At 65.1% G+C, this 21,172-nt stretch carries 20 protein-coding genes; 5 read left to right on the top strand and 15 right to left on the bottom strand.

Annotated features, from left to right (window positions below; translation table 11 throughout):
- Nucleotides 1-157 precede the first annotated feature (157 nt).
- Nucleotides 158-463 (top strand): hypothetical protein, encoded by a 306-nt coding sequence (locus AC1RWL_RS08875; protein WP_256116892.1) that lies wholly within the window; start codon nt 158-160, stop codon nt 461-463.
- Nucleotides 464-539: 76 nt separating this feature from the next.
- On the opposite strand, the gene AC1RWL_RS08870 is transcribed toward AC1RWL_RS08875, so the two are convergent.
- The gene (locus AC1RWL_RS08870) at nt 540-866 is read right to left on the bottom strand and encodes a hypothetical protein (RefSeq protein ID WP_256116893.1); all 327 of its coding nucleotides are present in this window, start codon (nt 864-866) and stop codon (nt 540-542) included.
- Nucleotides 867-956: 90 nt separating this feature from the next.
- A complete protein-coding gene (locus tag AC1RWL_RS08865) occupies nt 957-1,976 on the bottom strand; it encodes a GlxA family transcriptional regulator (RefSeq protein WP_256117001.1) in 1,020 nt (339 codons plus the stop codon).
- A gap of 192 nt (nt 1,977-2,168) precedes the next feature.
- Here AC1RWL_RS08865 and AC1RWL_RS08860 point away from each other — a divergent pair, with 192 nt between their 5' ends.
- On the top strand, nt 2,169-2,924 hold the full coding sequence (locus AC1RWL_RS08860; protein ID WP_493094318.1) for an SDR family oxidoreductase: 756 nt from the start codon (nt 2,169-2,171) through the stop codon (nt 2,922-2,924).
- Nucleotides 2,925-2,932: 8 nt separating this feature from the next.
- Here AC1RWL_RS08860 and AC1RWL_RS08855 read toward each other — a convergent pair whose 3' ends face one another.
- Nucleotides 2,933-3,796 carry a DMT family transporter gene (locus tag AC1RWL_RS08855; RefSeq protein ID WP_493094317.1) on the bottom strand — a complete coding sequence of 288 codons (864 nt, stop codon included), beginning with the start codon at nt 3,794-3,796 and terminating at the stop codon, nt 2,933-2,935.
- Between the two features lie 101 nt (nt 3,797-3,897).
- Here AC1RWL_RS08855 and AC1RWL_RS08850 point away from each other — a divergent pair, with 101 nt between their 5' ends.
- The gene (locus AC1RWL_RS08850) at nt 3,898-5,307 is read left to right on the top strand and encodes an aminotransferase-like domain-containing protein (RefSeq protein ID WP_493094316.1); all 1,410 of its coding nucleotides are present in this window, start codon (nt 3,898-3,900) and stop codon (nt 5,305-5,307) included.
- Here AC1RWL_RS08850 and AC1RWL_RS08845 read toward each other — a convergent pair.
- The 6 genes from AC1RWL_RS08845 to AC1RWL_RS08820 form a co-directional block, all read right to left on the bottom strand.
- Nucleotides 5,304-6,086 carry an ABC transporter permease gene (locus tag AC1RWL_RS08845; protein ID WP_493094315.1) on the bottom strand — a complete coding sequence of 261 codons (783 nt, stop codon included), beginning with the start codon at nt 6,084-6,086 and terminating at the stop codon, nt 5,304-5,306. The two genes, AC1RWL_RS08850 and AC1RWL_RS08845, sit on opposite strands and share 4 nt — an antisense overlap.
- Nucleotides 6,087-6,089: 3 nt before the next feature.
- Nucleotides 6,090-7,268, bottom strand: a complete 1,179-nt coding sequence (locus tag AC1RWL_RS08840) for an ABC transporter permease (RefSeq protein WP_493094314.1) — start codon at nt 7,266-7,268, stop codon at nt 6,090-6,092.
- On the bottom strand, nt 7,265-8,344 hold the full coding sequence (locus AC1RWL_RS08835; RefSeq protein WP_493094313.1) for an ABC transporter ATP-binding protein: 1,080 nt from the start codon (nt 8,342-8,344) through the stop codon (nt 7,265-7,267). Before AC1RWL_RS08835 ends, AC1RWL_RS08840 begins: the two co-directional genes overlap by 4 nt.
- A 94-nt stretch (nt 8,345-8,438) precedes the next feature.
- Nucleotides 8,439-9,491: an ABC transporter substrate-binding protein gene (locus AC1RWL_RS08830; protein WP_493094312.1), complete on the bottom strand. Its 1,053-nt coding sequence runs from the start codon at nt 9,489-9,491 to the stop codon at nt 8,439-8,441.
- Nucleotides 9,492-9,703: 212 nt separating this feature from the next.
- On the bottom strand, nt 9,704-10,444 hold the full coding sequence (locus AC1RWL_RS08825; RefSeq protein WP_256116904.1) for an SDR family NAD(P)-dependent oxidoreductase: 741 nt from the start codon (nt 10,442-10,444) through the stop codon (nt 9,704-9,706).
- A 76-nt stretch (nt 10,445-10,520) separates the two neighbouring features.
- Nucleotides 10,521-11,201 (bottom strand): GntR family transcriptional regulator, encoded by a 681-nt coding sequence (locus tag AC1RWL_RS08820; protein WP_493094311.1) that lies wholly within the window; start codon nt 11,199-11,201, stop codon nt 10,521-10,523.
- A gap of 106 nt (nt 11,202-11,307) precedes the next feature.
- Between AC1RWL_RS08820 and AC1RWL_RS08815 the strand changes: the two genes are divergently transcribed.
- Nucleotides 11,308-12,357, top strand: a complete 1,050-nt coding sequence (locus tag AC1RWL_RS08815) for a phosphotransferase (RefSeq protein ID WP_493094310.1) — start codon at nt 11,308-11,310, stop codon at nt 12,355-12,357.
- Nucleotides 12,358-12,360: 3 nt separating this feature from the next.
- The gene (locus tag AC1RWL_RS08810; protein WP_493094309.1) at nt 12,361-13,671 is read left to right on the top strand and encodes an aspartate aminotransferase family protein; all 1,311 of its coding nucleotides are present in this window, start codon (nt 12,361-12,363) and stop codon (nt 13,669-13,671) included.
- A 57-nt stretch (nt 13,672-13,728) separates the two neighbouring features.
- On the opposite strand, the gene AC1RWL_RS08805 is transcribed toward AC1RWL_RS08810, so the two are convergent.
- From AC1RWL_RS08805 to AC1RWL_RS08780, 6 genes are read right to left on the bottom strand one after another with little or no spacing between them, the layout of a single operon-like run.
- The gene (locus tag AC1RWL_RS08805; RefSeq protein WP_493094308.1) at nt 13,729-14,067 is read right to left on the bottom strand and encodes a RidA family protein; all 339 of its coding nucleotides are present in this window, start codon (nt 14,065-14,067) and stop codon (nt 13,729-13,731) included.
- A 22-nt stretch (nt 14,068-14,089) separates the two neighbouring features.
- Nucleotides 14,090-15,874, bottom strand: coding sequence for an alanine racemase (locus AC1RWL_RS08800; protein ID WP_493094307.1), 1,785 nt, complete (start codon nt 15,872-15,874; stop codon nt 14,090-14,092).
- A gap of 4 nt (nt 15,875-15,878) precedes the next feature.
- Nucleotides 15,879-17,126, bottom strand: coding sequence for a D-amino acid dehydrogenase (locus AC1RWL_RS08795; protein ID WP_493094306.1), 1,248 nt, complete (start codon nt 17,124-17,126; stop codon nt 15,879-15,881).
- Nucleotides 17,127-17,141: 15 nt separating this feature from the next.
- Nucleotides 17,142-18,161, bottom strand: coding sequence for a C45 family autoproteolytic acyltransferase/hydrolase (locus tag AC1RWL_RS08790; protein ID WP_493094305.1), 1,020 nt, complete (start codon nt 18,159-18,161; stop codon nt 17,142-17,144).
- A 6-nt stretch (nt 18,162-18,167) separates the two neighbouring features.
- A complete protein-coding gene (locus AC1RWL_RS08785; RefSeq protein WP_493094304.1) occupies nt 18,168-19,706 on the bottom strand; it encodes a biotin carboxylase in 1,539 nt (512 codons plus the stop codon).
- A 23-nt stretch (nt 19,707-19,729) separates the two neighbouring features.
- Nucleotides 19,730-21,169 carry an aldehyde dehydrogenase family protein gene (locus AC1RWL_RS08780; protein WP_493094303.1) on the bottom strand — a complete coding sequence of 480 codons (1,440 nt, stop codon included), beginning with the start codon at nt 21,167-21,169 and terminating at the stop codon, nt 19,730-19,732.
- Nucleotides 21,170-21,172 lie beyond the last annotated feature (3 nt).

The following is a 21,172-nucleotide window of genomic DNA, read 5'->3' as shown; positions in this document are numbered from 1 at the left end:
GGTTCGAGAAGGTTTGTTCTTTATTTGTTCTCAAAGCGCGCGAGAGTCAATCACTGAGTCGCAGGGGAAAGATCACAGTTTGAATCATCGGCTGGAACCAACGGGCGCGGCGGTCGTTCTTGCTTATGCCATTCCATCAAATCCAGGAGACATGTCCATGGCTGACGAAAAGAGCACCGGCAAGCGCACGCTTGGTGTCGTTGAAAGTGGCGATAGCATTTCGGAGGATGCCCGTGCGGCGGCTGCGGAAGCGACGGTCAGCGAACAGATCGAAGTGCTGAAGGCGGAAATCAGCCGGCTGAAGGAAACCGCGGGGCTGATCGCCGAAGGCACCGGCCAGCTTGCCGTCGCCAAGGCGGAATCGCTGCGCGAGGATATCCGCCAGACGATCCAGGCCAATCCGCTTGCGACCCTCGCAGGCGCCGCCTTTATCGGCTACCTCTTCGGCCTGCGGCACCGGTAAGAATAAGCGGAGGCAATGGTTTGCCTCCGTTTGTTGAAGCCCATGAAAAAGCCCGGCAGTGCCGGGCTTTTCCAGTTCAGAACCAGCGCTGCTGGCGCCGCGGCGGCTCGCTTTCGAGGGAGCCGAGCAGATAGCCGATGACGACACCGGCAAGGCCGGCCGTCAGCACCACGGTGGACAGTGCGGCCGGATGCTCGCGCGCGGCCTGGGCCACGGCAGCGCCTTCATTGCGCACATATTTCGTTGCCGAACGGACAGCGGGCCGGGCAGCCTCGACGGCATTGCCGGCGCGATCGCGGATCGTGTCATAGGCTTCGCTGCCCCGCTCGCCGAGGTCCTTCTGAAGCGCGGCGATTTCTGCGCGAAGAGCGGAAATCTGGGATTGAACGTCGTTGCTTGCCATTACGGTCTCCTTATCAGCAATGGAGACCGAACGGCTGGCGGGCGGCTTGGTTCCAAGCGGCCGGAAAAGTTGCCCGTCAGCTTGCCCCGCTCAGCCTGCCTGGCGGCGGCCGTCGCGGCGGATCTGCGAGGGCGTATCGCCAAAGGCGGCGCGGAAACGGCGGGTGAAGTGCGACAGGCTCTCGAAGCCGGTTTCGAGCGCGATCTCGATCAGCGGCTTGTTGGTGCGCACCACCATGTTGAGCGCGGCCGCCATGCGGATCTTCATGTAGATCGCGCTCGGCGAGGCGCCCATGTCGCTCTCGAACAGGCGTTCGAGCTGGCGGCGGGAAACGTTCGTCATGGTGGCGATGCTGTCGATCGACAGCAGGTCTTCGGTGTGCTGCTCCATCATCATGATGGCAAGGTGCACGCGGCGGTCGCGCGCTTCGAGGCCGAGCGGATTGCGCGGCTGGAGGTCGGTGGCGTCGCGGCGGTGGCGGATCTGCAGGATTTCCAGCGCATTGCGCTCCGCCGCCTCGCCGACATGGTGGCGCACGAGCGTCGCTGCGAGATCGGCGACGCTGCTGCCGCCGGCACAGGTGGCGACCTTGCCGTCGAAGCGGAAAATCTGCTCCGACGTCGCCTCGATATCGGGAAAGCGGCCGCGGAATTCGCGGTGGTGAAGCCAGCTCACGCAGGCCGTGTGCCCCTTCAGCAGGCCGGCCTCGGCGAGGATGAAGCTGCCGGTACACAGGCCGATCAGCCCGACGCCGGCATTGGCCGCCTTGCGCAGGTAGGCCAGGGCATAGCTGTCGATCGGCTCGTCGACCTTCAGAAGGCCGCCGACGACGGCGATATAGTCGAAACAGGAGGGATCGGCGAAGGGAGCGGTGGGGGCGACCTGGATGCCGCTCGACGAGGAGATGAAATTGCGCGTGCTGCTCAGCACGTCCCAGTCGCAATGGACGCGCCGGGAGCGGTCCTCGCTGTCGCTGGCAAGCCGCAGCGTATCCACGAACAGCGCGAAGGCGGAAAGCGTAAAGCTCTTCGACAGGATGAAGCCGACGCGCAACGCCTTGGGGCTTGCTGCCCCGCTCACATCCTTCGACGTCCGAACATCCACCGCCATCCAGATCTCCCAGAGCGTTTTTTGCCGGACACGATCGTCGCGGGCAAGGACGGCTCACGACACAGCCATAGCAGATTTCCCCCGCTGGCTCCATTCCTTGCACCGACCTTTGTTCGTTCCGACGCGGCCGCATTTGCCACCGCGGGGCGTCTGATGCAGGGTGGCCTGATCGACTTCGCCCCGGGAGGAACCGTGAGCACCGAACTCTTCGACCTGACGGGCAAACGCGCCCTCGTCACCGGCTCCTCGCAGGGCATCGGCCTTGCGCTCGCGCGGGGCCTTGCGGCGGCGGGCGCCGAGGTCATCCTCAACGGACGCGATGCGGCTAGGCTGGCGGCGGCCGCGGAAAACCTCGGGGCGAAACACATGCTCGCCTTCGACGCCACGGACCACGAGGCCGTGCGCGCGGCCGTCGATGGTTTCGAGGCGGAGGTCGGCGCCATCGACATCCTGGTCAACAATGCCGGCATGCAGCATCGTACGGCCCTGGAGGACTTTCCGGCGGATGCCTTCGAGCGGCTGTTGAAGGCCAATATCTCGACCGTCTTCAATGTCGGCCAGGCCGTCGCCCGGCACATGATCAAGCGCGGCGCGGGCAAGATCATCAACATCGCCAGCGTGCAAACAGCGCTCGCCCGCCCTGGTATCGCGCCCTACACGGCCACCAAGGGCGCCGTCGGCAACCTCACCAAGGGCATGGCGGCCGATTGGGCGAAATACGGCCTGCAATGCAACGCGATTGCGCCCGGCTATTTCGATACGCCGCTGAATGCCGCCCTCGTCGCCGATCCCGCCTTCTCCGACTGGCTGGAAAAACGCACGCCGGCCGGACGCTGGGGCAAGGTCGAGGAACTCGTCGGCGCCTGCATCTTCCTGTCCTCGAATGCCTCATCCTTCGTGAACGGGCACATCCTCTATGTCGACGGCGGCATCACGGCCTCGCTCTGAACAGCCTCTTAGCGCGCGAATTTCCGTGCGCCGGCGACGCAGAGCACGATGGCAAGCGTGGTGACGACCATCAGCGGGCTGACCTTTTCGTGCAGCAGGAAGGCGGCGAGCAGCAGGCCGAAGAAGGGTTGCAGCAACTGTAGCTGGCCGACCGCGGCGATGCCGCCGAGTGCCAGGCCGCGATACCAGAAGACGAAGCCGATCAGCATGCTGAACACCGAGACATAGGCGAGCCCGGCCCAGGCGCCGCCATCGATGCCGGCCCAGGTCTGCGGCAGCGAGACGAGCGCGATGACTGCCATCAGCGGCAGCGAGAGGATCAGCGCCCAGGAGATGACCTGCCAACCGCCGAGCGTGCGCGAGAGTTTCGCGCCTTCCGCATAACCGAGCCCGCAGACGACGACAGCGGCGACCATCAGCAGATCGCCGACGAGCGAGACCTCTGCGCCGGAATTGAGCGCGAAGCCGACCACCGTCGCGCTGCCGATGCCGGAAAACAGCCAGAACAGCGGTTTCGGCCGCTCCCCACCCCGCAGCACGCCGAAGATCGCGGTCGCAAGCGGCAGCAATCCTATGAAGACGATGGAATGGGCGGACGTGATATATTGCAGCGCCACCGCGGTCAGCATCGGGAAGCCGACGACGACGCCCAGCGCCACGATCGTCAGCGAGAACAGCGCGTCGCGCGAGGGTTTCGGCTGGCGCAGCGCGAAGAGAAGTGCTGCGCCCAACAGCCCGGCAATGACGGCGCGCGCCGAGGTCAGGAATAATGGCGAAAAATCCGACACGGCCAAACGGGTCGCCGGCAGCGAACCGCTGAAAATGATGACGCCGACGAGCCCGCTGCCCCAGCCTTCCATGGATGATTTCATGACACCTCGCATTCGCATCCTTCGTACATCCGTGGGGCTGGCGGAAACAGAAACGGAGCAGTACAATTCGAAAGAACTGTATGCGTTCAAGGACCAGTACAATGAAGGCAAGCTTTGCGAGGGACGCTGCGGCGGGAACCCGGATTTCCGAGGTCGTGGCGGCGATCGGCGGCCGGATCGCCAGCCGCGCCCTGGCGCCCGGCGATCGGCTTCCCTCGATCCGGCGTTTTGCGGCTTCCATGGGGGTTTCGCCGTCCACCGTTGTCGAAGCATATGATCGCCTCGCAGCGGAGGGGTTGATTCGGGCGCAGCGCGGGTCCGGGTTCTATGTCTCGAATGCCGGCCTGCATCCGCTGAAATTGGCGGAAGCGGAGACGCCGAAGGCGCGCGCGGTCGATCCCTTCTGGGTGTCGCGGCAATCGCTCGATGCGGATGCCACGGTGCTGAAACCCGGCTGCGGCTGGCTGCCTGCGGACTGGATGCCGGACGAGGCGCTGCGCCGCGCAATCCGCAGCCTTGCGCGCAGCGATGGCGATTTGCTTTCCTATTACGGCAGCACGCGCGGGTCTCAGGCGCTGCGCCGGCTGCTGCTCGGGCGGCTGGCGGAGGAAGGCATCGAGGCGGGGCCGGACCACCTGATGCTGACGAGTTCGGGCACGCAGGCGCTCGATCTGATCTGCCGCTTCCTCCTGCGCCCCGGCGATACGGTGCTCATCGACGACCCCTGTTACTTCAATTTCCAGGCTTTGCTGAAGGCGCATCAGGTGACGGTCGTCGGCGTGCCCTATACGCCGTCGGGGCCGGATGTCGCGGCCTTCGAGAAAGTGCTGAATGTCGTGCGGCCGCGGCTCTACATCACCAATTCGGCAATCCACAACCCGACCGGCGCCACCTTGTCGCCGCAGGTCGCCCATCGCCTGCTGAACGCCGCGGCGGGTAGCGAGACGATCTTCGTCGAGGATGACATCTTCGCCGATTTCGAGCCGGAGCCGTCGACGCGGCTTGCGGCCCTCGACGGGCTGGACCGTGTCATCCGCATCGGCAGTTTTTCCAAGACGCTCTCGGCCTCGGCGCGCTGCGGTTATATCGCGGCGCGGCCGGACTGGATCGAAGGGCTGGTGGACTTGCAGATCGCTACGAATTTCGGCGGCCCGAGCCCGATGTCCAGCGAGATCATCGCGCATATGCTGGCCGGCGGCGGCTATCGCAAACATATGGAGGAGTTGCGGCGCAAGCTCGTGCGCACCCGGCGCGAGACGGCGGACCGGCTGTCGCGGCTCGGCATCGAACCCTGGCTTTCGCCGCGCGGCGGCTTCTATCTTTGGTGCCGGCTGCCGGAGGGGGTGGATTCCGGCGAGGTGGCGCAGGCCGCCGTTGCCGAGGGCGTCGTGCTCGCCCCCGGCAATGTGTTCAGCGTTTCGCAGAATGCCACCGGCTTCATGCGCTTCAACGTCGCGCATATGCTGGAGCCGCGCGTTTATGACGTTCTCGCCGCCGTGCTGAGACGCTAGCGCCGCTTGGCCAGCATGGAGCGCGACAGCACGACGACAAGGCCGATGAGGACCGTCGCGGCGATGAAGAGGAAGGCGGCGGCGGCAATCGCCGGGCTGATATTCTCGCGAATGCTGGAGAACATCTGCCGGGCCAGCGTGCGCTGGTTGGGGCCGGCGACGAAGAGCGTCAGCACCACCTCGTCGAGCGACGTGGCGAAGGCGAGCACGGCGCCGGAGAGCACGCCAGGCATGGCGAGCGGCAGTGTCACCCGGCGGAAGACCGTGATGGGCGCGGCGCCGAGGCTCTGCGCGGCGAGTTCCACGCGCTCGTCGATGCCGGCCAGCGCCCCGGTGACGCTGACGATGACGAAGGGCACGGCGACGACGGTGTGGGCGATGATCACGCCGGCATAGCTGTTCGTCAGGCCGAAGCCGGCGAGCAGCACCTGCATGCCGACGCCGAGCACGACGGCGGGCACCACCATCGGCAGCAGGAAGAGCGTGCGCATCGAGCCGCGGAAAAAGATCAGCCGGTTGCGCAGGCCGAGCGAGGCGGCGGTGCCGAGCACAGTGGCGAGCAGCGTCGTGCCGGTGCCGATGATCAGGCTGTTGATGATCGCGCGGCGCCAGGCATCCGCCGTGAACAGTTCCTCGAACCAGCGCAGCGACCAGGATGGGATCGGATAGGTGAGAATGACGCTCGACGTGAAGGCGAGCGGCAGGATGGCGATGAGCGGGGCGACGAGGAAGAGGATCGTCAGCGTTGCGAAGGTGACTTTGGCGAATTTCATCGGCATGGCCTAGCGCCTCCCCGGTTCGTCGCTGGAGAGCCGCGCATAGACGCTGTAGAGCAGGAGCGTGGCGATGAGCAGCACGACGCCGAGCGCGCCGGCCATGCCCCAGTTCGCAGAGCCCGTAGCGTAGAAGGCGATGATCGACGAGATCATCTGGTCGCCCGGCCCGCCGATCAGCGCCGGCGTGATGTAGTAGCCGATCGCCGAGATGAAGACGAGCAGGCTGCCGGAGGCAACGCCCCGCAGGCTCAAGGGAAGCAGCACGCGCAGGAAGGCCCGCCAGGGTGGCGCGCCCAGCGACGCGGCGGCCGGCATCAGGTTCTTCGGGATGGTGATCAGAACGGAATAGATCGGCAGCACCATGAAGGGCAGCAGCACATGGGTCATGGCGATGATGACGCCGGTGCGGTTGAAGATCAGTGGCAGCGGCGCGTTTATCAGGCCAATCGCGCGCAAAAGATCGTTGATGAGGCCCTGTTCCTGCAACAGGATGAACCAGGCGGCGGTGCGCACCAGAAGCGAGGTCCAGAGCGGCAGCAGCACGGCGCCGAGCATCAGGTCGCGCTTCCAGCCGTCGAGCGAGGCCGCGATGATGGCATAGGGGAACCCGATACAGGCGCAGAAAAAGGTGACGAGGGCCGCGATCCAGAAGGTGCGCACGAGAATGACGCGGTTGACGGACTGGTCGGCCGGCAGGTGCTCGATATCGCCTGCGGCATTGCGGCCGAGATCGACTGCGGCGAGCAGGTTGCGGTCGGTCAGCGGCGACAGCGCATCGGCGATCGCCAGCCAGAATTCCGGCCTCTCCCAGCGCTTGTCTATGGAAACGAGGTCGACGGGCGGGTTTTCGACGTCGTCGAGCGCACTCGTCGTCTTCGACATCAGGGTGCGAAAGCCGGAGCGGGCGCTGTTGAGGCGGCGCACCATGTCGCCGAGCGCCTGGTCGTCATTGACGGCCTTCAGGTCCTGCATCAGCGCCGCCTGCATCGGCATGGTCGGCGGCGACTTGCGGTCCCAGTCCGGCAGCACCTGCGCGCTGCGGGGGAGCAGGCGCAGCACCGCTGGATCCGACACCGCCTGTGACATCATGCTGAACAGCGGCCAGACGAAGAAGCCGATGAGGAAGATCAGCAGCGGCGCCAGCAGGATCAGCGAGCGCCCGGTGCGCGACGAGCCCGCGCTCATTGCGCGATGACCCGGCAGTCGCCGGCCGAAAAGGCCGCATAGACCCGCGTCCCCGGCGCGAATTCGCGCGAGCGGCGGCCGAGCTTGGCGATCAGCGGATGGGCGGCGTTCTGCAATTGCACGCGAAGATGATCGCCCTGGTAGACGGAATCGGTGACTTCCGTTTCCAGGCAGTTGCGCTGGTCGCCGCGTGTCTCGCTGAGATCGACCCGTTCCGGCCGAATGGAGAGCAGGACCGGCTGGCCGGAGGCGACGCTGCCGGACACGGCCGAGACGATCTGCGCGCCGGAGGACAGCCGCACGGTCGCCTCCTGTCCCTGCACGCCCTCGACGACACCCTCGACCAGGTTGGTCTCGCCGATGAATTCCGCAACGAAACGCGTCGCCGGCTCGTCATAGACCTGCCGCGGCGTGCCGATCTGCTCGATCTTGCCCTTGTTGAAGACCGCCACCCGATCCGACATGGTGAGCGCCTCCGACTGGTCATGCGTGACGAAGACGATTGTCAGGCCGAGCCTGCGGTGCAGGTCGCGGATATCGAGCTGCATCTGTTCGCGCAACTGCTTGTCGAGCGCGCCGAGCGGCTCGTCCATCAGCACGACGCGCGGCTCGAAGACCAGCGCGCGCGACAGCGCCACGCGCTGCTGCTGGCCGCCCGAAAGCTGTGATGGCCGGCGATCGACGAAGGCCGACAGTTGCACCATATCCAGCGCTCGCGCCACGCGCTGGGCGATCTCGGCCTTGCCGAGCCCGCGCATCTGCAAGGGGAAGGCGACGTTTTCGCCGACCGACATATGCGGGAACAGAGCATAACTCTGGAAGACGACGCCCATGTCGCGCTTGTGCGTCGGCACATCGTTGATCGCCGTGCCGTCCAGCACGATGTTGCCGGACGTCGGCTGCTCGAAGCCCGCAAGCATCATCAGGAGCGTCGTCTTGCCGGAGCCGGACGGGCCGAGCAGGCTGACGAACTCGCCCTTGCCGATGCCGAGATCGAGGTTTTCGACCACGCAGAGCGGGCCGTAGAATTTGGTGATGCGGTCGAAGCGGATGAATTCGGCCACGAAAGACTCCATCGCTAGAGGCGAAGGATACGGCCCTCGGGAATCCGCGGGAACGCATCCGGCCAGACAGGAAGGGCGCCGGCGGCGCCCTTCGTCATGGATGTTCTTACTGGGCCAGCCAGGCGTTGAAGCGCTGGGTCAGCGTTTCGGCATTGTCGATCCAGAAATCGACGTTGAGCGCGATCGAGTCCGTCATGTTGGCGGGATCGGTCGGCAGGTCCTTGGCGAATTCTGCCGGAACCTTGGCAGCCGCGTCCTTGTTCGGCAGGCCGTAGGCGACGAATTCCGGCAGCTTCGCCTGATGCTCGGGCAGGCTCGCAAAGGCGATGAAGTCCTGCGCGGCGTCCTTGTTTTCAGCATCTTTCAGCACGACCCAGCTATCGACGGCGTAGATGCTGCCGGGGAAGACGACCTTGAAGTTCTTGCCTTCCGTGCGGTTGATGCCGGTGATGCGGCCGTTATAGGCCGACGTCATCGCCACTTCGCCGGAGGCGAGGAACTGCAGCGGCTGGGCGCCGGATTCCCACCAGACGATGTTCGCCTTCAGCTCGTCGAGCTTCTTGAAGGCACGCTCGACGCCTTCGTCGGTGCCGAGCACGTCGTAGAGTTCGTCCTTCGACACGCCATCGGCGAGCAGCGCGAATTCCAGCGTGTATTTCGGCCCCTTGCGCAGCGCGCGCTTGCCTGGGAATTTCTCGACGTTCCAGAAATCCGCCCAGGAGGCCGGGCCTTCCTTCAGCTTGTCGCCGTCATAGGCGATCGCCGTGGACCAGACGATGGCGCCGACGCCACAGTCGTTGACGGCGCTGTCGAGGAACTTGTCCTTGCCGCCCATCTTGTCCCAGTCGATCTTTTCATAGAGGCCGTCGGCACAACCGAGCGCCAGCTCTTCGGCCTCCACCTGCACGGCATCCCAGTTCGGCGCGCCGGCCTTGACCTTCGACTGGATGACGCCGATGCCGCCATCCCAGGCTTCGTCGAGCACCGGCTTGCCGGACTTTTCCGCGAAGGGCTTGAAGTAGATGTCGCGCTGCGCGTCCTGATAATTGCCGCCCCAGGAGACGACGGTCAGGTCGCGGGCGAAAGCCGGCAAGGCAAGGCTTGCAGACAGCAGGATCGCTGCGGCGGTAAGAACACCCGATTGAATCTTCGTTTTCATGACATTCCCCTTTTCTTCGTTTGTGAAGGAACCGGTGTGATGCCGGCCCCGATGACGAACTCCTGCGGACTGCTGGCACCACCCTCGCCTTTGGCGTATCGGCGGTTTTGCAGCCTCTCCGGCCGTCGCGCCCTTTCCCCGGGGCGTTTCCAGCCGATTGATGCATTCCGGTCCCTGCCGGTCAACGGGATTTTTCCCGCGATTGACAGGCGTCAGACGTGTTGCCCTCCGTTGATGTGGATTTCCGCGCCGTTGATGTAGGAGGACGGCTCGGTGCACAGGAAATAGATGGTCTCCGCGACTTCGCGCGGTTCGCCCAATCGCCCCATCGGCACTTCCGCCGCCACCAGCGCGTCCGTTCCGGGCGACAGGATCGAGGTTTCGATTTCACCCGGCGCGATGGCATTGGCCCGCACGCCGCGTTTGCCGAATTCATGCGCCATCTCGCGCGTCAGCGAGCCGAGGGCCGCCTTCGATGCCGCATAGGCGACACCTGCGAAGGGATGAACGCGCGTTCCGGCGATGGAGGTGACGTTGACGATCGAGCCCTTCGCCGCTTCGAGCTCCGGCATGAGGGCACGGGCGATCAGCGCCGTCGAGACGACATTGACATTCAGCACATGCGTCCAGACATCCGCGTCCGTGCCCATCACGCCGAGGCGGCTCTTTTCCGGCCCCTTCGGCGAAATGCCGGCATTGTTGACGAGCGCATGCAGCCGGCCGTTCGGCAGGCGCTCGCGCACGGTGGCGGCCAGCCGGTCGATCTGGCTGAGATCGGCAAGGTCGGCCTGGATATGGCTTTCGCGGGCCGACGGCCAGGCGCAGTCTTCGGAGAACGGCTGGCGGGAGACGGTGAGGATGCGCCAGCCCTTCGACTGGAACAGCTTGACCGTCGCGTGGCCGATACCGCGGCTCGCCCCGGTCAGCAGCATGGTGCGGCGTTCTTCGGTCATGCGCCCAGTCTCCTTTGATGCTTGATGCATCGTAATTGGCGGTTTTCGAAATGCAAGCCTTCTTTTTAAAGCGTCTTCAAGCCCGGCGAACCTTGCGCTCCGTGCCGCGCTCGATGCGTTCGAGGATCGGCTTGCCGCCGAGCAGGATGTCGTCGACGATCGCCATCGAGGCAGCGGCCGGGTCATGCCGTTTCAGCGCTTCGACGACCGGATAGTGATGATCGATCATCGCACGCCCGCCTTCTATATAGGCATCGGAAATGTTCGGTCCCATCTGCAACCACAGCCGCCGCAGGATGGTGTTCAGCACCGGAAGCCCGGCGATCTGCGGCAGCATGAAGTGAAAAGCCTGGTTGAGCTGCGTGCCTCTCAGCCGGTCTCCGGCCGCAATCGCCTGCTCGTTTTCAAGCAAAATGCCTTCCAAGGCCCTGATATCGGCGCTGGTCGCAACCTGCGCAGCCGTTTCTGCCGCAAGCCCCTCCAGCCGCACGCGAATCGCCCGGATTTCCCGGTAGCGGCTTTCGCTCATCTCGGGAATGCGGATGTCGCGCGGCGAGCGGAAGGTGATCGCCTCGTCATTGGCAAGGCGGAGGATGGCGTCGCGGATCGGGGTCACACTGGTGCCGAACTGTTCGGCCAGGTCGCGGATCTTCAGCCGGTCGCCGGGCTGGAACCGTCCCTGCATGAGGGCATCGCACAGCGCGCCATAAACGACGCTGTTGAGGTTCTCATGATCCAGTGTGGTGAATTCAGGCATGGAACTGGTCCGCAAAATCGACTAATAAGATACTTGATGCATCTTTTTCGGCGTGTTTCAAGGTGAACGTCGAGGAAATGCGGAAAACCGCGCCAACGGAGCCACTATGACGAAACCAGCGCCCGCCGCCAAGAAGGCCGATTCCATGTCGGCGACGTGGAGCCCGACGTCGCTCGCAGATGCCGAGGCCGCGGTGCTGCGGGTCTATGGCACGAGCGGCGCAATCAAGCGGCTTTCCAGCGAGCGGGACGAGACATTCCTCTTCACCCGCTCGGACGGGACGGATTTCATCCTGAAGATCGCCAATCCCGCCGAGGACCCGGCGGCGCTGGAATTCCAGGATGGCGCGCTGTTGCATCTCGCCCGTGCCGCACCCGCCGTACCCGTGCCGCGGCTGGTGCTGACGACGGATGGCGCACCGAGCCACACGCTTTCCACCGCAGACGGCCCGCGCATCATGCGCCTGCTCACCTTCCTCGGCGGCGAATTGCAGTATCGCACGCCCGCCACCGAGGCGCAGAGCCGCAATGTCGGCCGTGCGCTCGCCGAGCTGGGGCGGGGCCTGGAGGACTATGACGGCCGCCCGCCGGCGGGCAAGCTGATGTGGGATATCTCCCACACGCTCGATCTCGCCGCCGTCGTCGACCACGTCGCGCCGGAACGCCGGGCGCAGGCGGAAGCCGTGCTTGCCGAATTCGAGCGCGCGCTTCCCACCATTGTCGGGCTGCGGCGCCGCCAGATCATCCACAACGATTTCAATCCGCACAATATCCTGCTCGATCCGGCAGCCCCCACCACGGTCGTCGGCATCATCGATTTCGGCGACATGGTGCACGCGCCTCTCATCAACGATCTCGCCGTCGCGCTCTCCTATCATCTCGCCACGGAAAACTGGGCGGCGCGTATCGGGGCGTTCCTGGAAGGCTTCCTGTCCGCCCGCGCGCTGGAGCCCGCAGAGGTCGAGCTTCTGCCGCTCCTCACCCGGTCGCGGCTGGCGATGTCGATCATCATCGCCGAATGGCGCTCCGCACGGTTTCCGGAAAACCGCGACTACATCATGCGCAACCACGCCACCGCCTGGCGGGGCCTGCAAAACATATCCGATCTGACGCCGGCCGGGCTGAAGCAGCTCGTGCCCAATCTTTCTGAGGGCTGAATCATGTCGATGGTAAATGCGTTTTCGCGAGACGATTTCGAACGGCTGGACGAGACCGAGCGGGCATTGATCGCCCGCCGGGAAAAGGTGCTCGGCCCCGCCTACCGCCTGTTCTACGAAAAGCCGCTGCATCTGGTGCGCGGCGAAGGCGTCTTCCTCTATGATGCGGCCGGCGAAAAATACCTCGACGCCTATAACAATGTCGCCTCGCTCGGCCATTGCCATCCGCGCGTGGTGGAGGCGATCACCAAGCAGACCGCCGTGCTCAACACGCACACGCGCTACCTGCACGAAGGCATCATCGATTATGCCGAGACGCTGACCGCCACGTTCCCTGAAGCCCTCAGCCAGGCCATGTTCACCTGCACCGGCAGCGAGGCGAACGACCTTGCGGTGCGCATCGCCCGCCACGTCACCGGGGGCACCGGCATCATCGCGACGGAGCTTGCCTATCACGGCCTGACGAGCGCGGTCGCCGAATTCTCGCCCTCGCTCGGCGAATCCGTGACGCTCGGCCCGCATGTGCGCACCGTGCCCGCGCCGGACAGCTATCGCCATTCGCCGGAGGAGATGATGGAAAAGTTCGGCCGCGATGTTGCGGCGGCCATCGCCGACCTGAAGCGTCACGGCATCAAGCCGGCCATGCTGATCACCGACACGATCTTTTCGAGCGACGGCATCTTCGCCGGCCCGAAAGGCTTCCTGAAACCGGCGGTGGATGCGATCCATGCGGCCGGCGGCCTTTTCGTGGCAGATGAGGTGCAGCCCGGCTTCGGTCGCACGGGGGAAGCGATGTGGGGCTTCGAGCGACACGGCGTCGCGCCGGACATGGTGACGATCGGCAAGCCGATGGGCAATGGCTACCCGATGGCCGGCATCGTGCTGCGCCCGGAGGTCATAGCCGATTTCGGCCCGCGCGCACGCTACTTCAACACGTTCGGCGGCAACCCGATCGCTGCCGCCGCCGGCAAGGCCGTGCTCGATACGATCCGCATCGAAGGCCTGCAACAGAATGCGCTGGATGTCGGCCAATATTTGATGGATGGGCTCAGGAGCCTCTCCCATCCGGCGATTGGCGACGTGCGCGGCTCCGGCCTTTTCATCGGCGTCGAGATCGTCGCCGACCCGGCGGCGAAGCGCCCCGACGCGGCGCTGACCACCCGCATCGTCAACGGCCTGCGCGAGCGCCGCATCCTGATCAGCGCCTCCGGCCCCAACGCCAACGTGCTGAAGATCCGCCCGCCGCTGGTCTTCTCCCGCGAGAATGCCGACATGCTGGTGGATGCGCTGGGCGACGTGCTGAAGACATTCTGAACGGAAAAAAGCCGAGGCCGCGTTGGCAGCCTCGGCTTTCGATCGATGTCAAAAGGCTCAGACGAGCGCGGTGACTTGGATTTCGACCAGCAGTTCCGGGGCCGCGAGGCGGGCTTCCACCGTGGCGCGGACCGGCAGGTTGTCCTTGTCGATCCACTGGTCCCAGACTTCGTTCATCTGGCTGAAATGGGCGATGTCGCGCAGCCAGATATTGGCGCTGATCAGCTTGGCCTTGGACGAGCCGGCCTCGGCCAGCAGGCCGTCGATCGTCGCAAGGATGTCGCGGGTCTGGGCGACCGTGTCGGCGCCATCGCCGGTGACGCCGGCCGTGGTGACGATGCCGTTGACGACGACGGCTTGGCAGAAGCGCGCGCCGGGCTTGATACGCTTGATCATGAAAGGTCTCCCATTGTTGTGATCAGAGAATGGTCTTGCCGAAAGCCGACAGGATGAAATTGGCGCATTCCGCACCGATCGGCGATGGCAGCGCGGCATCAATGCCGGAAATGCTGAGCGAGCGCAACTTGCCGCTGAGCGCCGCCATCTCCATCGCCGAATGGGTCTCGCGCACCGTGATGCCGCCGATGCCGCCGCTCCATCCGGACATGTCGGTGGCCGTCGGCGAATAGCAGAGATGAAAGCCGCGCGTGCCGGCGCCCACCAGGGCGATCGCCTCGCGCATCGCCTGGCGCAGCCCCACGGCATCGATTTCCGCCATGGTGAAAACGCGCATGCGCGATGCCTTCAGCGCCGCAACCTCTTCCGGTGCGGCATTGCGCAGGCCGATCAGCACGATGTTTTCCGGCGCGACATGCGGCGGCAGGCGGGTGAGCATGCGGCGCAGCACGGCGTTTTCCGCCGGCGCCTCGACGCCCTCGTCCGGCATCATCGCGGCATCGGAATCGATCCAGATCATGCCCAGCGCATCGTGCCGGCGGCCTGCCTCCTCCACGAAACGAATGACATCGCGCCGTCGGGCGCAGACGGAGAGCGCCAGCGCATTTTCACCCGTGCCCTTTTCGAAGCCAAGCTGCTCGATGCGCTCGGAAATGTTCTGCACGACGACCAGCGCGCCGCCGATCGCGTCCGTCTCGATCGCGAAGGTCCTCGCCTCGCCCGCCTCCTGCACATCCCGCATCGGAACCTTCTCCACATATTCGGACGTCATCACCGTCAGCAGCGCGCCGTAATTCATGCGGAAGCTGACATTCTCGCCGACAGCCAAGGGCGGTTCGGCCTCGGTGAGATCGAGCACCAGATGGTCGCTGGAGGCGCCGAGCACGCGTACGCCCGGCCGCGTCGGGATCAGCCCCTCGGCAATCACATCCTCGCGGCCGATATTGGCGATGCCGCGCAGCCGATCGCCCTCGTCGATGAAGACCGGCACATTGCCGAAGGCGTCGATGCCGGAGAGGCCGATCGGCATGGAGGGTTTCGTCTTGACCTCCAGAAGCTCACCGGTCAGTTCGAACGCATCGCGGTCGAGCGCGTCCCAGGGATCGGTCAGGAACGTATCGCGCCCGCCCTGCAGGATCGCCTCGCCGATGCGCAGGTTGTTCACGCCGTTTGGCATGCCGCCGGCGAGCAACAGCGGCAGCGAGGAGGAATTGCCGCCGGACACCCAGTCGAGCGGGCGGCCGGTGATGCTTTCCACCTTATAGGCATGGGCGACGAGCTGGGTGAGGTTCTCCTGCGTCGGGATGATGGCGCCGAAACAGGTGAGGTTCGTGCCCACACCGGCGATGCGCACGCCCGGCAGCTCCAGCACCGCCTCGACGGTGGGGATGAGGTCGCTCGGCCAGATGCCCTCGCGCAGGTCGCCGAGATCGATCATCAGGATGACGTCGTGCACGCGGCCGAGCCGCTCGGCGACGCGCGAGATTTCGCGCATCAATTGCAGCTCGGATTGCAGGCTGATGTCGACCGTGCGCACCAGCTCTTCGACGCGCGTCAGTGGCGGGCTGCGCAAGAGCATGATCGGGCAGTCGATGCCGGCATCGCGCAGCCGGCGGATGTTCTCGAAGCGGGATTCGGCGATGCCGGCCACCCCGCCGCGCAGCATGGCGTGCGCCACCTGCGGCATGCCGCAGGTGCCCTTGGTGACGCCGAAGGGTGTGATGCCGGACTGGCGGCAGAGGTCCACGACGGTCCGGGCATTCTTTTCGATGCGGGCGAGGTCGATCGAGATTTGCGGGTCGGACATCGCATCAGTTCCTGTAGAGCAGGCCCGCCGTATCGATCTCCGGCTTGCGGCCGGAAACGAGATCGGCGACCAGTCTTCCCGAACCGCAGGCCATGGTCCAGCCGACATGGCCGTGGCCCGTATCGAGGAAGAGGTTTTCGTAGCGCGCACGCCCATGCACCGGAACGGAACCCGGCATCATCGGCCGGAGGCCGGACCAGAGCACAGCCTTTTTCTCATCGATCGCGCCGGGGAAGAGATCGTGCGCCGTCCTGAACATGTTCGCGAAATCGGACGGCTTGAACGTGCGGTCGTAGCCCGCGAATTCGGCGGTCGAGGCGAGGCGCAGGCGATTGCCGAGGCGGGAATATGCGATCAGCCGGTCCTCGTCGACGCCGCCCATCGTCGGCCCCTTGTCCTCGTCGATCGGCACGGTCGCGGTATAGCCCTTCACGGGATAGACCGGCACGTCCACGCCGATCTTGCGCGCCAGCAGCGAACTCTCCGGCCCGAGCGACAGCACCACGGCGTCGCAGGCGACCGGCCCCTTGTCGGTCAGAACGGCCTTGACCCGGTCGCCTTCGACATCGAGGCCGGTGACGGTCGTGCCGAAGCGGAAGTGGGTGCCGTAGCGCTGGCGCGCCTGCTCGGCAAGTTGGCGGGTGAAGAGGGACGAATCGCCGGTCTGATCCATCGGCGAATAGACGCCACCGGCAAGCTGGTGTTTCACCGCGGCAAGGCCGGGCTCCAGCGCCACCAGCCGCTCACGGTCGACCACCTCGATGGCGAGACCGCGGTCGGCGATGTAGCGCATGTGTTTGGCGCCGGCGTCCAGGCTCTGCTGTGAACGGTAGAAATAGAGGATGCCCTTGCGCCGGTCGTCGTAGGAGATGCCGGTTTCCTGCTGGAGCGCGTTGATGCATTCCCGGGCGTAGAAGGCGAGGCGGAGCTTGACCTCGGTATTGGCATTCGCGCGCGCTTGCGTGCACTGCATCAGGAAGCGAAGGCACCAGGAGAGGAAGTGCGGATCGAGGCTGAAGCGCACCTTGATGCCGAGATCGGAGCGGAACAGCGACTTGACGAAAGTGGTGAGGGCCGCGGGCGAGGCCCAGGCGGTGGAATCGCCCGGCGAGACGAGGCCGGCATTGCTCTGGCTCGTGCCGCGCGCCACGTCCTCGTGCCGTTCCAGTACGGTCACGTCATGGCCGTCCTTCGACAAATACCAGGCCGCGGCCGTGCCGACGACACCGCCCCCCAGAACCACTACTTTCACGTCTTCCCCCTCACCTTAACTGCTGACTGCGCCCTGCTTGAACGTCGGCGCAAAGCCGCCTGAATCCCCGTCGTTGAAGCGGATGATGCGCACCTCCTCCTCGAATTTTTCACAGGACTGCCGCCAGACCGACCCCGGCCAGACCAGCTCCACCGAGGCATCGAGCGGTCGGTAGAGCGCCGTATAGAGCGTGCCATAGCCGCGCCCGTAAGAGGTCTGGTAGACCGGCGGGCGGAGGAACCCCGCAAGCACGCGCTGCGTATCGGCAGCGCCGGCCAGCGATTTCTCCACCGCCGCCTCGCGCTCGACCGATCGGGTGGTTTCCGCATGGCGCGCCCATTCGACGCCGTGCTGGTGGTTGGTGCTGACGCGCCGTTCCACGACTTCGGTCGGGCGATCCGGATTGACATAGACGGTGGCGTGATGGCCCTCCCGGTCGATCACCGCGATCGAATAGGACATGTGCACGGGAATGCGCTGGAGCATGGCGACGGCCTCGGCCGTGGTGCTCGCAAATTCCAGCACGTAGCGCAGCACGACGGGGATGCCGAACCCCTGCCCCGCGGCGGTGCGCCCGCCGAAGGAAAGCGAGACCGCCAGCCCATCCTCGTTGATGCCGTCGAGTACGCCCCACAGGCAATCGACGACTGCCACCACCCGCTTGCCATTGAAGCGGGAGGCGAGCCAGGTGCCTTCGAGGAGACGCGGGCTGTAGTCGTAATTGCGGATGAGCGCGGGCTCGGCGCCCGTCAGGATCGCCTGCGAACAGCCGCCGACATAGAAGGGCGGGCACCACATGGAGAGGAAGCGCGCTTCCAGGTCCCCGTCGCCGGCCGTCGCGACGATCGCCTCGTAAGTCGGCAGCAGCTCCGGCATGTGCTTGCGCAGCGCCTTGAGGCTCATGAAATAGGTCGGGCGCGAGCGCACGCCGTCGCGCACGAACCAGCGGCTATAGGCATGCCAGTGGCGATCGAACACCCGCCGCCATTTGGGGCCGGGCCTATCTTCGTCTATGGCTTCGAACTGGAGGTCCATGGCGTCCTACAGGATCTTGAACGAGCCGGCTTCCGGCGCGTCGTCGCGCTGGATTTCCGTCAGCGGCTTGCTGGCATATAGGCGCTTGATGCCCTTGATCCAGTTGCTGGCGCGCTCGTTCAGCTCGAATTCGTCGTCCATCACCCGCCCGCGGGTGATCAGGATGCCGAGATCGGCGCCTTCGTAGCGATAATCACCAGGCCCGGTGATGCGCAGGAAGAAGGCCTCCTGCTCGCTCTCGATCGCCTGGCGGTGATAGTCGAACCGGTCATAGGAGACGCTGCCGTCCGGCGCCATGCGGTAGATGCCCGTCGCCGGCGCATGGGTGACGATGTCGACGAGGTCTTCCGTCGACTTGATCACCACCTGCGACCAGGAATCGATGAACTCCTTTCGCGCCCAGCGGTCGTTCAGTTCCTCGACGTCGATCTTGTAGTCGATGCCGGAAAATTCCATCAGGTGGAACAGGAAGAGCGGCGCATCGGCATAGGCAAAGGCGGCATGGTTGGTCATCGAGCTGGCGCCGCAGATGCGCGGGTTCAATTCGCCGAGATAGACCTCGTTGTCCTCGACATCGATCAGGAAATCGAGGTCGAAATAGCCGCGATAGCCTTCCTCGCGCAGCTGGTTGCCGAAGCGGTAGGCCATGTCGCGCGCCTTCGCCCGGATCTTTTCCGAAAAGGCACCCGGAAAAATCTCGTTGCCGCACCAGCCGCCCTTGTAGGGCGTCAGCGCCGGCTGGCCGACAACTTCGGTCAGAAGCGGGCCGACCAGCGTGCCGGAGCCCGTGGTGCAGGCCTCCATGGTCGCGCCGCGGCACTTGATGCGCTTCATGATCTTGACCTCGTCCTCCGCGGAAATCTCCGTGGCGTGGCGGTCGTAATCCTCTTCGCCGGCGATGAAGAAGGTCGTGTGGCCGCTGTCTCCGAAGGCCGTCTGCACGACGAGGTCGGTGCCGATGCCGGCCTTCCGGGCGGAAGACAGCAATTCCGCATAGGTGCGGGCGGGTGCCAGCGTGTTCGGCACGGATGGCACGCCGGCCTTGTTGCCGATGCGCACGGTTTCCATCTTGTTGTCGCAGCGCTGGCGCAGCTTCGCCCTGGGGAACCAGATCTCGATGCCGAGTTCCTCGCAGATTTCCTCGGTCGTCTCGTCGAACATCAGGAAGGTGGCGACCGCGCGGCCACCGCGCTTGGTAATGTAGTCGATCACTTCCTTGTGCTGCAGCAGGTAGTTGTTGATGTCCTCGATGCTCTCGAATTCGGCATGGGGGATTTCGGAGGGCACGAAGACGTTCGGGTGGCGGCCGTCGAAGCAGTCGATGTAACTCACGAACTTGAAGTTCCGCACCCACTCGTCGATGCCGATCAGGTTGAAGTTCGTCGCGGAGATGAAATAGATCGGGCGCTCGTTACGGTGCATGACGACGCGCAGGTCGGCAACATTGCGAATGGTTTCCATGATGTACCCCTCATTTTTCTTCGAGTGCTTCTTGCGCTTGTCGCGCTTCTTGCCGTTCTTCCGCTCTTTCTTCTTTTTCGACATGCCCCCCGGTCCGTCGTTGCAGGTTAGCGTTTCAAGCGCGACGTAATATGTTTGACCTCCAGATAGGACGACATGCCCCACGGCCCGAGTTCCCGCCCGATGCCGCTCGCCTTGAAGCCGCCCCACGACGTCTGGACGAAAATCGCCTGCGGGCTGTTGATCCAGACATGGCCCGCCTCGATGGCATTCGCCACGCGGTTCGCCTGCACCTCGTTTCCGCTCACCACGGTGGCGACGAGGCCGAAGTCGCAGTCGTTGGCGAGCGCGACGGCCTCTTCCTCCGTCTCGAAGGTACGGATGCAAAGCACCGGCCCGAAGATCTCCTCGCGCCAGAGGGCGCTGGTGGTGGGTACATCGCCGAAGATCGTTGGCTCGACAAACCAGCCGTGGCCGGGCGGCTTGCAGCCGCCGGTCAAAAGCGTCAGCCCCTCGGCCTTGCCGCGTTCGATATAGGCGAGCACCTTGTCGTGCTGCGCCTTCATGGTGATCGGGCCGATTGTCGTGCCCTCATCCAGCGGATCGCCGGGCTTCAGCGCCCTTGCGCCTGAGATCACGGCCTCGATCAGTTTTGGCGCGATGGATTTTTCCACCAGCAGGCGGGAGGTCGCCGAGCACATCTGGCCGGCATTGAAGAAGATGCCGCCGAGCACGCATTCCACCGCCTCGTCGAAATCCGCATTGGCGAAGACGACGATCGGCGATTTGCCGCCAAGTTCGAGGCTGACCGATTTGACACCCGGAGCCCCCGCCGCCATGACGCGCGCGCCGACCGCATTCGAGCCGGTGAAGGAGATTTTCGCGACGTCCGGATGGGTCGTCATCGGCGCGCCGACGCGGTCGCCGGTGCCGGTGACGATGTTGAGCACGCCGGGCGGCAGGCCGATCTCTTCCGCGATGGCGCCGAGTTCCAGTTCCACGACGGGCGTGATTTCGGACGGCTTCAGTACGACGGTGCAGCCGGCGGCGAGTGCGGGCGCCACCTTCCAAGAGGTCGTCACCAGCGGAAAATTCCACGGTACGATGAGGCTTGCGACCCCTGGCGGCTCCTGCCGCAACCGGGCATGGAAGCCGCCCTCGGGCAGTGCGACCCCAGCATCCTGCCGGTCCTGAAGGGCAGTCGCCTGCTCGGCATAATAGGCGAAGGAGGCCGCGGCATCGGCCATGTCGATGCGCGCCTCGCCGAGCGGCTTGCCATTGTTGCGCGAGGAAAGGTGGGCCAGCTCTTCGGCGCGGTCGCGCAGTTTTTCCGCGATGGCCGCAAGATAACGCGCGCGCTCCCGCCCGCCGCAATCGCGCCAGCTCGGAAATGCAACCTTGGCTGCGGCCACGGCCTTGGCCACATCCGCCGGGCCGCCGGCGGAAACCTCGTGATAGACCGTGCCGCGATAGGGATCGAAGACGGGGATGCGGCCGGGCTCTACCGGGTCCTGCCAGCGGCCGTCGATGAAGAGTTGGTGCCGCATCCG

The sequence above is a fragment of the Shinella sp. GW821-FHT10F02 genome (assembly GCF_058809275.1).
The sequence above is the reverse complement of the archived record's forward strand: the minus strand, read 5'-3'. Positions and strand labels throughout refer to the sequence as shown.

Excerpts from the sequence above, each read along its gene's own strand:
- AC1RWL_RS08855 (WP_493094317.1), bottom strand. The coding sequence starts at position 3,796 with ATGAAATCATCCATGGAAGGCTGGGGCAGCGGGCTCGTCGGCGTCATC.
- AC1RWL_RS08815 (WP_493094310.1), top strand. The coding sequence starts at position 11,308 with ATGACGAAACCAGCGCCCGCCGCCAAGAAGGCCGATTCCATGTCGGCG.
- AC1RWL_RS08810 (WP_493094309.1), top strand. The coding sequence starts at position 12,361 with ATGTCGATGGTAAATGCGTTTTCGCGAGACGATTTCGAACGGCTGGAC.
- AC1RWL_RS08840 (WP_493094314.1), bottom strand. The coding sequence starts at position 7,268 with ATGAGCGCGGGCTCGTCGCGCACCGGGCGCTCGCTGATCCTGCTGGCG.
- AC1RWL_RS08870 (WP_256116893.1), bottom strand. The coding sequence starts at position 866 with ATGGCAAGCAACGACGTTCAATCCCAGATTTCCGCTCTTCGCGCAGAA.
- AC1RWL_RS08830 (WP_493094312.1), bottom strand. The coding sequence starts at position 9,491 with ATGAAAACGAAGATTCAATCGGGTGTTCTTACCGCCGCAGCGATCCTG.
- AC1RWL_RS08790 (WP_493094305.1), bottom strand. The coding sequence starts at position 18,161 with ATGGACCTCCAGTTCGAAGCCATAGACGAAGATAGGCCCGGCCCCAAA.
- AC1RWL_RS08785 (WP_493094304.1), bottom strand. The coding sequence starts at position 19,706 with ATGTCGAAAAAGAAGAAAGAGCGGAAGAACGGCAAGAAGCGCGACAAG.
- AC1RWL_RS08835 (WP_493094313.1), bottom strand. The coding sequence starts at position 8,344 with ATGGAGTCTTTCGTGGCCGAATTCATCCGCTTCGACCGCATCACCAAA.
- AC1RWL_RS08820 (WP_493094311.1), bottom strand. The coding sequence starts at position 11,201 with ATGCCTGAATTCACCACACTGGATCATGAGAACCTCAACAGCGTCGTT.
- AC1RWL_RS08825 (WP_256116904.1), bottom strand. The coding sequence starts at position 10,444 with ATGACCGAAGAACGCCGCACCATGCTGCTGACCGGGGCGAGCCGCGGT.
- AC1RWL_RS08875 (WP_256116892.1), top strand. The coding sequence starts at position 158 with ATGGCTGACGAAAAGAGCACCGGCAAGCGCACGCTTGGTGTCGTTGAA.
- AC1RWL_RS08850 (WP_493094316.1), top strand. The coding sequence starts at position 3,898 with ATGAAGGCAAGCTTTGCGAGGGACGCTGCGGCGGGAACCCGGATTTCC.
- AC1RWL_RS08780 (WP_493094303.1), bottom strand. The coding sequence starts at position 21,169 with ATGCGGCACCAACTCTTCATCGACGGCCGCTGGCAGGACCCGGTAGAG.
- AC1RWL_RS08805 (WP_493094308.1), bottom strand. The coding sequence starts at position 14,067 with ATGATCAAGCGTATCAAGCCCGGCGCGCGCTTCTGCCAAGCCGTCGTC.
- AC1RWL_RS08800 (WP_493094307.1), bottom strand. The coding sequence starts at position 15,874 with ATGTCCGACCCGCAAATCTCGATCGACCTCGCCCGCATCGAAAAGAAT.
- AC1RWL_RS08845 (WP_493094315.1), bottom strand. The coding sequence starts at position 6,086 with ATGCCGATGAAATTCGCCAAAGTCACCTTCGCAACGCTGACGATCCTC.
- AC1RWL_RS08865 (WP_256117001.1), bottom strand. The coding sequence starts at position 1,976 with ATGGCGGTGGATGTTCGGACGTCGAAGGATGTGAGCGGGGCAGCAAGC.